Annotated in this window: 12 protein-coding genes; 6 read left to right on the top strand and 6 right to left on the bottom strand. The window is 71.7% G+C overall.

From position 1 onward, the window contains the following. Positions 1-103: 103 nt before the first annotated feature. The gene (locus tag ACIBKY_RS24675; protein WP_397099767.1) at positions 104-1,261 is read left to right on the top strand and encodes an alkaline phosphatase PhoX; all 1,158 of its coding nucleotides are present in this window, start codon (positions 104-106) and stop codon (positions 1,259-1,261) included. A 123-nt stretch (positions 1,262-1,384) separates the two neighbouring features. Here ACIBKY_RS24675 and ACIBKY_RS24670 read toward each other — a convergent pair whose 3' ends face one another. From ACIBKY_RS24670 to ACIBKY_RS24660, 3 genes are all read right to left on the bottom strand, one after another. Continuing rightward, positions 1,385-2,107, bottom strand: a complete 723-nt coding sequence (locus ACIBKY_RS24670) for an ATP-binding protein (RefSeq protein ID WP_397099765.1) — start codon at positions 2,105-2,107, stop codon at positions 1,385-1,387. Beyond that, positions 2,097-3,005, bottom strand: coding sequence for an MEDS domain-containing protein (locus tag ACIBKY_RS24665; protein ID WP_397099763.1), 909 nt, complete (start codon positions 3,003-3,005; stop codon positions 2,097-2,099). The genes ACIBKY_RS24670 and ACIBKY_RS24665 overlap by 11 nt, the downstream gene beginning before the upstream one ends. A gap of 75 nt (positions 3,006-3,080) precedes the next feature. Beyond that, on the bottom strand, positions 3,081-3,911 hold the full coding sequence (locus tag ACIBKY_RS24660) for a DUF2382 domain-containing protein (RefSeq protein WP_397099761.1): 831 nt from the start codon (positions 3,909-3,911) through the stop codon (positions 3,081-3,083). Positions 3,912-4,272: 361 nt separating this feature from the next. On the opposite strand from ACIBKY_RS24660, the gene ACIBKY_RS24655 reads away from it, so the two are divergent. Together ACIBKY_RS24655 and ACIBKY_RS24650 are read left to right on the top strand one after the other, a co-directional pair. Continuing rightward, on the top strand, positions 4,273-5,202 hold the full coding sequence (locus tag ACIBKY_RS24655; protein ID WP_397099759.1) for a sulfite exporter TauE/SafE family protein: 930 nt from the start codon (positions 4,273-4,275) through the stop codon (positions 5,200-5,202). 105 nt (positions 5,203-5,307) lie between these two features. Then, positions 5,308-5,694, top strand: a complete 387-nt coding sequence (locus ACIBKY_RS24650; protein WP_397099757.1) for an RrF2 family transcriptional regulator — start codon at positions 5,308-5,310, stop codon at positions 5,692-5,694. Here ACIBKY_RS24650 and ACIBKY_RS24645 read toward each other — a convergent pair. Further along, positions 5,669-6,220, bottom strand: coding sequence for a hypothetical protein (locus ACIBKY_RS24645; RefSeq protein WP_397099755.1), 552 nt, complete (start codon positions 6,218-6,220; stop codon positions 5,669-5,671). The genes ACIBKY_RS24650 and ACIBKY_RS24645 overlap by 26 nt on opposite strands. A 7-nt stretch (positions 6,221-6,227) precedes the next feature. After that, positions 6,228-6,869 (bottom strand): TetR/AcrR family transcriptional regulator, encoded by a 642-nt coding sequence (locus ACIBKY_RS24640; protein WP_397099753.1) that lies wholly within the window; start codon positions 6,867-6,869, stop codon positions 6,228-6,230. Between the two features lie 90 nt (positions 6,870-6,959). On the opposite strand from ACIBKY_RS24640, the gene ACIBKY_RS24635 reads away from it, so the two are divergent. From ACIBKY_RS24635 to ACIBKY_RS24625, 3 genes are all read left to right on the top strand, one after another. Continuing rightward, entirely contained in the window at positions 6,960-8,180 is a 1,221-nt protein-coding gene (locus ACIBKY_RS24635) for an MFS transporter (protein ID WP_397099751.1), read from the top strand. A 35-nt stretch (positions 8,181-8,215) separates the two neighbouring features. After that, entirely contained in the window at positions 8,216-8,761 is a 546-nt protein-coding gene (locus tag ACIBKY_RS24630) for a TetR/AcrR family transcriptional regulator (protein WP_397099749.1), read from the top strand. Positions 8,762-8,942: 181 nt separating this feature from the next. Next, positions 8,943-10,199, top strand: coding sequence for a TolB family protein (locus ACIBKY_RS24625; RefSeq protein ID WP_397099747.1), 1,257 nt, complete (start codon positions 8,943-8,945; stop codon positions 10,197-10,199). Between the two features lie 38 nt (positions 10,200-10,237). Here the strand turns inward: ACIBKY_RS24625 and ACIBKY_RS24620 are convergent, their stop codons facing one another. Next, a complete protein-coding gene (locus ACIBKY_RS24620) occupies positions 10,238-12,487 on the bottom strand; it encodes an ATP-binding protein (RefSeq protein ID WP_397099745.1) in 2,250 nt (749 codons plus the stop codon). Positions 12,488-12,673 lie beyond the last annotated feature (186 nt).

The following is a 12,673-nucleotide window of genomic DNA, read 5'->3' as shown; positions in this document are numbered from 1 at the left end:
ATCGGCGCATCGGCCCGGCCTCGACCAGGATTGGACACCGAGCGTTCACGGACGGTGCCTACCCTCGGGTTTTGACACCCCCGGCCAGGAAAGGGTCACACCGATGAACAGACGCAACTTCCTGCGTGCCTCGGTTCTCGGCGCCGGCACGATGGCGCTGCCCTTCACCCTCTGGGAAGGCACGGCGCTGGCCGCGCCCGCCCAGAACGCGCCGAGCCCCTACGGTCCGCTGGGCTCCGCGGACGCCAACGGCATCCTGCTGCCCGCCGGCTTCACCAGCCAGGTGATCGCCCGCTCCGGCCAGACGGTCCCCGGCACATCCTTGACCTGGCACAACGCCCCCGACGGCGGTGCCTGCTTCGCCGACGGCGCGGGCTGGATCTACGTCTCCAACTCCGAGATCAACCCCGGCGGCGGCGCGTCGGCGATCCGCTTCACCTCCTCCGGAGCCGTGCAGTCGGCCCAGCGCATCCTCACCGGGACCCGGCAGAACTGCGCGGGCGGCAAGACGCCGTGGAACACCTGGCTGTCGTGCGAGGAGGTGAGCCGCGGGTTCGTCTACGAGACCTATCCCTTCGGCGGCGCCGCCGCGCGACGGGCGGCCATGGGGCGCTTCAAGCACGAGGCCGCGGCCGCCGACCCGGTCCGCCGGGTGATCTACCTGACCGAGGACGAGAGCAACGGCAGGTTCTACCGCTTCGTCCCCTCGACCTGGGGCGACCTGTCCGCCGGCACCCTTCAGGTGCTCGTCGCCGGGTCCTCCACCTCGGGCTCCTTCAGCTGGGCGAACGTCCCCGACCCCGACGGCTCCCCCACCGCCACCCGCAGCCAGGTCTCCGGCTCCAAGTCCTTCAACGGCGGCGAAGGCTGCCACTACGCCGACGACACCGTCTGGTTCACCACCAAGGGCGACAACCGGCTCTGGCAGCTCAACCTGGCGAACAACACCTACGAGCTGGCCTACGACGACAGCCTGGTCAGCCCCGGCAACCCGCCCCTGACCGGTGTCGACAACGTGACCGGCTCGACCGGCGGCGACCTGTACGTGGCCGAGGACGGCGGCAACATGGAGATCTGCATGATCACCCCGAACGACCAGATCTCGGTGTTCCTGCGCATCAGCGGCCAGGGCTCGTCGGAGATCACCGGCCCGGCGTTCAACCCCGCGGGCAACCGCCTGTACTTCTCCTCCCAGCGCGGCACCAGCGGATCGTCCTCCGGCGGCATCACCTACTGCGTCACCGGCCCGTTCCGTCCCTGACCGGTCCGGCGCACCCGATGCGCGTCCGGTCCCTGACACGGCCGGTGTGCCGGGCGCGCACGATCAGGGTCCGCCCACTCCTGCCTGATCCCGCGGACCCGCGGAGCCTTCGGCGCCGCGGGTTCAGTCGTCGATGGCCTCGGACAGCGCGGGGTCCAGGGTTTCGAGGCGTCCGCGCAGGTACGCGGGCACGCCGGTCAGGCTCAGCTCGCTGCGCTGCCGCAACGTGACCAGGGCGGCCAGGCCGTCGGCGTCCCATGGGCCGGCGTCGGTCAGGTCCAGCACGAGGCTGGGCAGCGTCCGCGTACGCTCCAGCAGTTCCAGCGCCGCGCTCCGGTCGAACAGGCCGGACAGGCGCAGCACCACGCGCCCGTTGTCGTGCTCCGGCCGGATGCTCGCGGGCTGCCCGGCGGCGCCGGGCAGCGCCATGGCGACGGTGGTATCCGTCCCGCCGGGGCCCGTGGACATCGTCTGCTCGTCGGCCAGCGTGCGCACGATCCACAGGCCGTGGCCGTGCACGCGGGGCCACGGCTCGCCGGGCGGGACGGCGTCCTCGCGGCCGGGGTCGCTGACGCGGAACCACAACATCCCGTCCCGCGTCCAGAGGGTCATCGTGCCGTGCCCGGCTCCGTGGCGTACCGCGTTCATGGCCAGTTCGTGGACGGCGATGACCAGGTCGGCGACCCGTCCGGCGGGCAGTCCCGCCTGGGTGGCGTGGGCTTCGGCGCCGGCTCTCAGCGTGTAGAGGGAGTCGCCGGTGAAGTCCTGTGTGAGCAGGACGTCGTCACCGGGCGGACGTGTCTGCTCCGCGCCGGTCGGCTGGTCAAGGGGCTGGTCACCGTTCATCGGCGGTTTCCACCGTAACACCCGCGATATCGGTCGCGCCGAGCAGCACGAAACGCGCGCTGATCGTGGAGTGGCAGCGCAGCACCACCTTGCGGTCCGGGCAGATGCTGCGCGCGCAGTCGAGGATCATCCGGGTGCAGGCGACGTCGATGAAGGTCAGCTCGCTCATGTTGACGGTGACGTCCGCGTCGCCGCGGATGACCTCCGCCAGCGCCAGGGCCAGGGACTCCGCCGCCGTGGAGTCGATCTGCCCGGCCAGCCGGACGCCCGGCGGCGCGTACTGCCGGCAGATGCGCAGCAGCGGATCGTCGTGGTAGGTGGCGGCGGCGACCGAGCGGGTGTGGAAGGCCGACACCGACGCGAGCGTGACCGGGTCGAAGCGCTCGCGGTCGTACTGGCACAGCACCGACACGCGGGTGCCCGCCAGCGTCTCGGCGATCTGCCGCTCGAAGGCGGGCAGTTGCTCGACACCCTGGATCGGGCTCAGCGCCCAGCCCATGTCGATCGCCACGCGCAGGCCGCGATGTGCCCGCTCGGCCTCGTCGCGCTGGGCGCGCAGCCACCGCATGGCGTCCTCCAGCGCGAACTGGCGGCCGGACAGCAGCCCGTCCTGCCAGGCCACGATCCGCATCCGCCCGCCGTCGCCGGCGTGCCGGACGGCGAGGCCGCGCCGGTCGAGCTCGGCGCGGGCCGCCTGCGGCTCCTCGCTCAGCCACACCACCCGCAGGCCTTCCGCCAGCCCGTCACGGATGTAGGCGGCGGTCAGGTCGAGGTACTCCTCGCGCTCGCCGAAGGTGAGGCAGGCGTGGTCGTCCAGTGTCAGATCCGTGATCTGCGAGTCCGCGTCTATCGACCCCACCCACTTCTGTCGCGGCGCGTACCGCGCATCCACGCGCACGTGCCGAGCACAGCTTAGGGCAAGGCCGGGCCGGGGCCCGGCGTGATGGGCCCCGGCCCGGTGGCGGGAGTGCGGCTACCAGCGGTCGGTGCCGTCAGGCTCCCCCTTCACGTCGCCGTCCGCCTCGATGCGCTCCTTGCGCTCAGGCTCCCCGTCCAGGTCGCCGTCCGCCTCGATGCGCTCCTTGCGCACCTGGCGGGAGACGGTCTCGTCCTCGGTGACCTCCTCCTTGGCCAGCCGTACCCGCTCGACCGGGACGGCCTCGGTCTCCACGACGGCCCGCTCGGCGTGCAGCGTGACCTCGTGCTCGGCCTCGGTGATGTCCTGGCCGCGCATCGCCGCGTCGCGGTTGGCCTCGGTGATGGGCTCGCGCTCGATGCGGACCTCCTCGTGGCTGACCGGCACGGTCACCTGCTCCTCCTGGGTGACGACGTACTTGCGCAGCCGGGCGTGGCCGCTCTCGTAGCGCTCGGTGTCCACCCGCAGGTGCTCCTCCGAGCGGGTCATCGCGTCCTCGGACGTCATGTCCGTGCGGGCGTCGGGGCTGCCGGGCTGCCCGGGTACGAGCGGCCGGCGCCGGCCGTTGCCCCATTCGACGCCGTAGTGGCGGTAGAGCTCGCGTTCCTCCTCCTCTGACAGCCGGGCGCCGGATTCGACGTCGACTCTCGGCGCGTCCTTGATCTGGTCCTTGCCGAACCCCGCTTCGACCCGGTCGCCGATCATTCTGACCGCGCGCAGCGGTACGAACGACTCGTGCATGCCGAACCACCCGGTCTTGACCGTGAGCCACTCCGGGTCGCCGGACGTGTCGTCCACGTAGATCGTCTTCACCTCCCCCACGCGGTCGCCGTCGCTGTCGTAGAGCGTGTGTCCGATCAGGTCGTGGATCTGCTCTTGGGTAATCACGTGAAACCCCCGCTTCCTTTTCTGGTTCGCTGCCCGCAGCCGGGGCGCGAATCGGGGGTTGCCCGAATGCCGAACCAACCCTTACCAGGGCTCACACCACGCGAACCGGGCGATCGGCCTGCCACAGGGCCCGACCGCGGCACTCTCGCCCCAGGCGTCTCACATACCTGGCCGGGAGACCGGCATGACCGTCGCTTGCACCAGGCGCCGGTTGCATGGAGAGCGGGCGAATGTGGATCTACCCCGCGCCCCGGAGGGGCGGCGGCGCGCGCGGTTGCGCCCGGCGACTTGACCTGACCCCTTCCCAGCATTCATGATAATCCCGACCGATATAGCAGGAAAAGCGGGAAAGGCGGATGCGGTGCGATCACTCATCCTGCTGGGCCTGGTCGGCCTGGCCGCGCAGCTCGTCGACGGCAGCCTGGGCATGGCCTACGGCGTCACCTCCACCACGTTGCTGCTGGCCATCGGCACCAACGCCGCCGCCGCGTCGGCGACCGTCCATCTGGCCGAGATCGGTACCACGCTGGCCTCCGGCATCTCTCACTGGCGCTTCGGCAACGTCGACTGGAAGGTCGTCGCCAAGATCGGCGTCCCGGGCGCGATCGGCGCCTTCGCCGGAGCCACGTTCCTGTCGAGCCTGTCCACCGAGCTCGCCGCGCCGATCATGTCGGTCATCCTGCTGACCCTCGGCGTCTACATCCTCATCCGCTTCACCGCGTTCGGGCTGCCGCGCGGCAACCTGGGCAAGCCGCTGCGCAAGCGCTTCCTCGGCCCGCTCGGCCTGGTGGCCGGGTTCGTGGACGCCACCGGCGGCGGCGGCTGGGGACCGGTCGGCACGCCGGCCATCCTGGCCAGCGGCCGCATCCCCCCGCGCAAGGTCATCGGCTCCATCGACGCCAGCGAGTTCCTGGTGGCCATCGCGGCCAGCGCCGGCTTCCTGGTCGGCATCGGCTCGGAGAACATCAACTTCGCCTGGGTCGGCGTCCTGCTGCTCGGCGGCGTCATCGCCGCACCCATCGCCGCCTGGCTGGTGCGCCACATCCCGCCGCGCATCCTGGGCTCGGCGGTCGGCGGTGTGATCATCCTGACGAACGTGCGTACCCTGCTGCGCAGCGACTGGATCGACGCGCCCGGCAACGTGCAGGCCATCGCCTACGTCCTCATCGCGCTCCTCTGGGTCGGCGCCATCGTCTACTCGGTACGCGAGTACCGCCGCGACAAGGCGAACGAGTCGGTGGAAGCCGTGGACTCCGAGCTGGAGCGGCAGGACGAGCCCACCCCGGCCTGAGTCACCCATGAATCGCCCATGATGCCCCCGGCCGCGAGCCGGGGGCATCGCGCTTTTCCGAAGGAGTGTTTCCTTGAGATCAGCTCACCGCCGCGGGGAACGCTGATGCGGATCTCCGCCAGAACCCAGTACGCGCTGCGCGCCATGTGCGCCCTGGCCACCGCCCCCGCCCCGGTGCGCGCCCACCAGATCGCCGCCGGCCAGGACATCCCGCGCCGCTTCTGCGACAGCATCCTCCTGCATTTGCGCCGGGCCGGGCTCATCCGCAGCCAGCGCGGCCCCGAGGGCGGGTACTGGCTGGCCCGCCCGGCCGGGGACATCACCCTGGCCGACGTGATCGCCGTGACGGAGGGGGCCGAGCCGCCCGCCGCCCGCTTCCCCGGCGCCGCCGCACCGCTGGCCGAGGTGTGGGAGCGGCTGCACGACTACGAGACGGCCCTGCTGGGCGAGGTCACGCTGGCCGACGTCACCAGGGGGTCTCCCCGCTCCTGACGTACGGCCGGATCTTGACGAAGTACACCACCGCGCCCCAGGCCAGGGCCAGCAGGAGAAAGATCAGCGCGATCCGGCCGTTGCCCGAGGCCGCCGACTCGCTCCTGGCGACGTACTCGGCCGCGGTGTAGACCGGCTTGCCGTCGACCACGGCGCCGACCGCGTGGATCCGGTTGGTCCCGTCGGGGTAGCGGGTGGCGGAGGTGAAGGCCGCCTCGGCGTCCTCGAGGACCTCCAGGCGCACGCGCATGCCCGCCTTGACCCCGCCCGCCGGGGTCGTGTCCAGCCGGAACGCGACGTTCTGCGGGCGGCCGGTCAGCGTGAGCACATAGTCGACGCGACTGGACTGGCGGTTGCCGGTGCCGACCTGGGTCCTGGTGATGTCGAAGGTGGCGACGGTCCCCTCCACCACCTTGACCTCGGCCATGGTGAAGTCCGGCTCGCTCTTCCCGCCCCTGTCGTTGAAGAAGATCGCGAAGCCCAGCAGGACCAGAGCGGGCATGGCCCACCGGATGATCGCTTTCACCGGGCGACTATCTCATATCCGCGAACATCCGCTCGATCCCATCCAAAGCGATCGTCAGTTTGCCGGCGAACCACTCCTCGTGGCCCGGACCGGCGGCCCGGGTGATGACCTCCAGCACCCGGGGGTCGAAGTTCCCGGCCCAGGCACGCGGCGGCTCACTGTCGCCCTCCATCGCGCCGGCCAGCATGAAGTCCCGCGACAGGACGGTGTTGCAGGCCAGGTCCAGGACGAAGTCGACGGCGAGCGTGGCCTTGTCCGGCGGCAGTCCCTGCTTGATCAGGTCGAGGCACAGCCGGTTGAACACGGCGATGAGCTCGTCGTTGGCCAGCAGGCGCCTGCCCGCCGCCATCATGAGGCCCGGGTTGTCGCGCAGGATGCCCCAGACCGTCCAGGCGGCGCCTTCGAGCAGGTCGCGCCAGTGCGCGCCCCCGGCCGGCCAGGCGGCCTGCCTGATCAGCAGCGTCACGCCGGTGTCGACGAGGTCGTCCTGGCCGCCGATGTGGCGGTAGAGGGTCGCCTGGTTGACCCCGAGCCGCTGTGCGATCGCGCTCACGGACAGCTCGACGAACCCGTGCTCGACGACGGCCTTGGCCACGGCCTCCCGGTCGACCACCCGGGGGCGGCCGCCCTTTCTGGTCGGTTCGCGCATGGATCCAGTATGAAGGTTTTGCGAATGCCGTTGCAAAACAACGGGAGCCGCCACTACGGTAAGGCTTACCTAAGTCCCCCGAGGAGTGTCATGGCGCGGCTACGCGTGCTCTACCTGAGCGTGTTCATCATCTTCCTGGGCCAGCAGACCCTGAACCCGCTGATCGCGCCGCTGGCCCGTGAGGTCGGCCTGGCCGACTGGCAGGTCGGCGTCATGATCAGCACCTCGGCCGTCGTCGTCGTGCTCACCAGCCAGTTCTGGGGCCGCAAGTCCGCCCAGTGGGGCCGCAAACCGGTGCTGGTCGGCGCCCTGACCGGGGCCACGGTGGCGATGCTGGCCTTCGCCGTCCTCGCGCACCTCGGGATCGCCGCGCTGCTCTCGGGCGCGCTGCTGTTCGGCCTGTTCGTGCTGACCAGGGGCGTGCTGTTCGGCGTCGCGTTCGCGGCCGTGCCGCCCACCGCCCAGGCGTACGCCGCCGACGCCACCGAGACCGAGCGCGACCGCCTGGCCGCGATGGCGGCGATCGGCGCCGCCCAGGGCATCGCGATGATCGCCGGAGCCGGCGTGGGCGGGCTGCTCGGCGGATTCGGCATGCTGACCCCGCTCTACGCCGTCCCGCTGATCCTCGCGGTGGGCGCCGTGCTCGTCGCGGTCCTGGTCAAGCCGCAGGACGCCCGCGAACTCGTGGCCGCGCCGCCCCGCGTGCACCCGCTGGACCGGCGGGTGTGGCCGTACCTGCTGACCGGGTTCGGGATGTTCACCGCGCTCGGGTTCGTGCAGATCCTCATCGGCTTCCTGCTCCAGGACCGCAACGGCCTGTCGGCCACCCAGACCGCGGGCGCCACGGGCGGCACCCTGCTCGCGGCCGGGGTCGGCATGCTGCTCGCGCAGGTGGTCATCGTGCCCAGGGTCGGCTGGCCAGCGCGGCGGCTGATGCGCGTCGGCGCCCTGGTCGCGCTGGGCGGCCTGGCGCTGCTGCTGCCGGATCTCGGCCTGCCGGTGTTCGTCGCGGCCGTGCTGATCATCGGGCTCGGGCTCGGGCTGGCCATCCCCGGCTACACGGCGGGCCCGACGTTCGCGATGACGAAGGAGGAGCAGGGCGGCCTGGCCGGGGTGGTGGCCGCGAACAACGCGCTCACCTTCGTCCTCGCGCCCACCCTCGCCACCGCCCTGTACGCGCTGTCGCCCATGGTCCCGCTCGTCACTGCCGTCGCCATCATGTGCCTGGTGATCGTGCTGCTCTACACCCACCCGCTCCTCAAGCGGGACGACGCCCGGCTCGAGGAGCCCGCCGCGGCGCGGCAGGGATAAAGTGGCTGGCCGGCGACAGGGAGTGAGGGGACACGGTGGCTCGGACCAGGCCGGCGGGACAGCGGCGCGCGCAGTTGCTCGATGCGGCGGAGGCGCTGGTCCTCAGGGCAGGGGTCGGGTCGCTGACGGTCGATGACGTCACCGCCGGGGCCGGAGTCGCGAAAGGCACCTTCTACCTGCACTTCTCCAGCAAGGACGACCTGGTCGGCGCGCTCAGGGACCGTTACGTGGAGCGGTTCGCCGCCCGGCAGACCCAGGTCGCGGGCTCGGCGCACGGGGTCGAGCGGGTCGAGCGGTGGATGCTGGCCGGCATCGTGGAGTACCTCGGCGACCTCCGTCTGCACGACGTGCTGTTCCACAGCTCCGCCCGGCCGGCGCGGCCCGGACCCAACCCGGCCGTGGACGCGATCGTCGCGCTGCTGGCCGAGGCGGGCGCGGCCGTACCCGATCCGGAGGCGACGGCGATCGTGCTCTACCACGTGATGCACGGCAGCGCCGACCACGTCTACCACTTCCCCGGGGACCGGGACCGGCTGATGGCCGAGACCGCGCGCCTGTGCCGCGCCCTCGTCACGATCTAGCCCTCCACCGGCGGGACGCGCGGGAGCGAGGTGTCCGCTGTTGGCCAGGTGACGGTGGTTGACCGGCGGTCCCGACGGGAAAAGGTCGCTGGGTGGGCTTCCCCGGTCCCGGATCGGGCGCTCCAGCAGGCCGCCGTCATCGCTGGGTCCACCGACGGTCTCGTCCTGCCTGGAGGTATCCATGCTCCGTCATCCGTTACCGGTGCTCGCCGGCGTGGTCGCGCTGGTGTCGGCGGTGCTGGCCGCGCCCGCGCACGCCGCCTTCCCCGGTGCCAACGGCCCCATCTACTTCGTCGACCAGACGACCGACCCGGACAAGGAGATCTACCGGATCAACCCGGACGGCGGCGGCCTGACCAAGCTCACCGACAACGACGTCGCCGACTCCAACGCCGCGGCCGACGCCGCCAACACGCGCGTGGCCTTCACCCGCTTCGCCGGCGGCTCCCATCAGCTCTGGACGATGAACCCCGACGGCACCGGGCAGACCCAGGTGGACACCGGCGGCCCCGTCGTGGACGCGCCCGTCGACTGGTCGCCGGACGGCACGAAGATCATCTATCGGGCGGGCGACAGCACCCTGACCGTGATCGGCCCGGACGGCTCCGGCCGTACCTCGCTCGGCGTGTTCGGCGACGCCCCCGCGTGGTCGCCGGACGGCGACAGGATCGCCTTCCGCGACCCCACCCGCAACATCTCCGTCATGAACGCCGACGGCTCCGGCGAGACCCAGCTCACCGGCTACAGCGGCAACGACGGCGCGGGGCTGCCCGACTGGTCGCCCGACGGCACCAAGATCACCTACGGCTGGACGCGCTTCGCCCCCAGCCTCGCCCAGGTCCACGTGATGAACGCCGACGGCAGCGGCCAGGCCAACCTCTCCGGCGACGCCACCTTCAGCAGCGCGCCCCGCTGGTCCCCCGACGGCACCAAGATCGCCTACACCTCCGACAACGACCTGTTCACCATGAACACCGACGGCACCGGCAAGAGCGCGCTGGCCGTCATCCCCGGCTTCCAGTTCACGATCGACTGGGCCCCGGCCGGCGCCACGGACGTGGCCGTGGACCTGGCCGCGCAGCCGCGCCTCGGCCTGCTCGTCCCCTACCTGAGCTACCGCATGACCGCGCGCAACGCCGGTCCCGGCCCGCTCACCTCCGCCACACTGACCGCGACGCTGCCGCCCGGCAGGACCGCCACCAACCTCTCCCCCGGCTGCACCTCGGTCCCCGGCACCGTCACCTGCGCCTACCCCGCGCTCGCCGCCGGCGCCTCGGCGGCCGCCACCTTCCGGCTCCCGCTCGGCCTGCTCAGCCTCGGCAACGTGACCGTCACCGCGACCCGCGCCGCCTCCTCGCCCGCCGACCCCAACCCGGCCAACGACAGCGACGACGCCCCCTGCACCGTCATCACCGTCCTGCTCGCCACCTGCGCCTGACCCCCTCTCTCCGGTACGGCTCCCGCGAGCGGGAGCCGTCAGGGGGCGTCGCGCCGGATCCAGGCGCCGATCTGGACCCGGGAGGAGATGGCCAGCTTGGTGAGGATGTTCTCCAGGTGGGTGTCCACGGTGCGCTTGGCGATGCCGAGCCGTTCGGCGATCTGCCGGTTGGTCAGGCTCTGGGACACCAGCCGGGCGATCTCGTACTCGCGTTTGGTCAGCGGCTCCGGCTCGCTCCGCGCGGGCGCGGGCGGGTCGGCTTCGGCGAGGATGCCGGCCAGCGTGCGTTCGAGGCCGATCTGGTGGCCGATGCGGCGCTGGGCGTCGAAGACCTCCTCGCCCAGCGCGTCCCTGCACTGCTGCTCCATGATCTGCCTGATGAGCGTGTGCTGGGGGCCGAACATGGAGATGCCGCTGACGGTGCGCGCGTCCTCGACGGAGCCGATCAGGCGCGCGGCCGCCTCCGGGGTGCCGAGGTTGAGCAGGCAGCCGCCGTAGAACTCCAGGGCGAGGGCGATGCCGAGCATGTCGTCGAGGTCGTGCTTGACGCGCAGGGCCTCGCGCAGCCGCTGCAGGCCCGCCGACGGTTCGCCGCTGAGCATGAGCGTCATGCCCCACACCGCCTCGGCGTAGGAGCGGGCCCACAACTCGCCGGCCCGCGCCCCCGCCGCCACGACCGCGGCGGCCTGCTCGACGGCGCCGTCGAAGTCGCCCTGCAGGGCGGCGACCACCGCGATGAACACCGGCCCGAGCGGGACGAGCACGTCGCGGGTGTCATGCCGCGCGTGGATCGCGCTGCCTTCCTCCAGCCGGGTACGCGCCTCGGCGAGCTGACCGGCGAACAGGCCGGCGATGCCGTCGACCAGGGCGATGTACCCCTTGAGCGGCTCGTCGCCGGTCGACTCGGCGAGGGCGGCGGCCCGGTCGAGCAGCGGCCGGGCGGCGTCGGCCTCGTCGTGCATGACGATGAACAGCGCGTGCATCGTCAGGCCCTCGCCGGAGGAGGTGGTGCCGGGGAAGGCCCGCCCGGCCCAGTAGCGGGCCTCGCCGATGAGCCCGTGCATCGCGATGAGCCGGGCGACGGTCAGGAACACCTCCTCGTGCCGGCCGCCGCGCAGCAGGTGGTCGCAGGCCTCGCGGATCTGGTGCTGCTCGCGTGCGTACCAGTCCAGCCAGCCCACCTGCGCGCCGGTCGGCAGGTCGCGCCGGGCCTGTCCGGCGTTCTCGACCAGCCAGCCGGTGATCCTGGTGCGCAGCGTGTCGCGCTCGCCGCGCCGTTCGAGCTCGCGGGCGCCGAACTCCCTGACGGTGTCCAGCAGGCGGAAGCGGGCCTCGTCCTGGCTGCCGGTGCGCAGCACGATGGACTGGTCGACGAGGCCGGACAGCGTCGCGACGACGTCGTGGAGCGGCAGGTGCTCGTCGGCGCAGACGCGTTCGACGATGTCGAGGCCGAAGTCGCCGGTCAGCGCGGACAGCCGGGCCCACAGGAGTTTCTCCCGGGGCGAGCACAGCTCGAAGCTCCAGCCGATCGTGGCGTCGAGGGTCTGGTGGCGGCCGCGCCGGCCACGCCTGCCGGGCACCTCCAGGATCCGGTGGTCGAGCCTGGCCAGGATCTGCTCGGCCGACAGGGTGCGTATGTGGGCGGCGGCCAGTTCGAGGGCGAGGGGGATGCCGTCGAGGCGCTCGCAGAGCCGGTGCACGGGCCGCAGGTTGGTGGTGGTCAGCCGCCAGTCGTGGGCGACGGCGGTGGCGCGGTCGGCGAACAGCCTGGCCGCCTCCGACAGCTCGGGCTCGTCGTCGGCCGCGGGTGGTACACAGGTGAGCGGGCCGATGCCGAGGACGTGCTCGCCGGGGATGTTCAGCGGGATGCGGGTGGTGGTCAGGATGGTGAGGCGGGGGGCGGCGCGCAGGAGGTTCTCGGTGAGGTCGGCGCAGGCGTCGACCAGGTGCTCGCAGGTGTCGAGGATCAGGAGCAGGTGGCGGCCGGCCAGGTATTCGACGAGGATCGTGCCGGGGGCGCCGACGTTCTGCGCGCTCAGGCCCAGCGACTCGCAGACCGTGGCGGCGATCAGGCCGGCCTCGTGCAGGGCGCCGAGGTCGATGAAGCAGATCCCGTCGGCGTAGTTCTCGGCCGTCTGCGCGACCGCCTGGATGGCCAGCCGCGTTTTGCCGACGCCACCCGGTCCTGCCAGCGTAATCAGCCGGGATTGACCGAACAGTCGCAGAATCTCGCGCAGTTCGGCATTCCTGCCGATGAAGCTGGTGAATTCCGCAGGCAGCCGCCCCATTCGCCGCTCTGTCCCCGAAATCATCACTCCGGGATCGTAACCGTCCGGTCACGGGCCGGATAGGGTATCGAACGGCTCCGAAGGGAACACGCCGAGTTTCCTGATTGAACCTTCCGTGAACCACCCGCCGAACGTCGCCTTTGGTTGACATATCTGCATTTTTCGGGATATCGGCGATTGATCCTG

The sequence above is a fragment of the Nonomuraea sp. NPDC050394 genome (assembly GCF_044459065.1).
Taxonomy (GTDB): domain Bacteria; phylum Actinomycetota; class Actinomycetes; order Streptosporangiales; family Streptosporangiaceae; genus Nonomuraea.
This window is presented reverse-complemented; position numbering and strand designations above follow the sequence as displayed.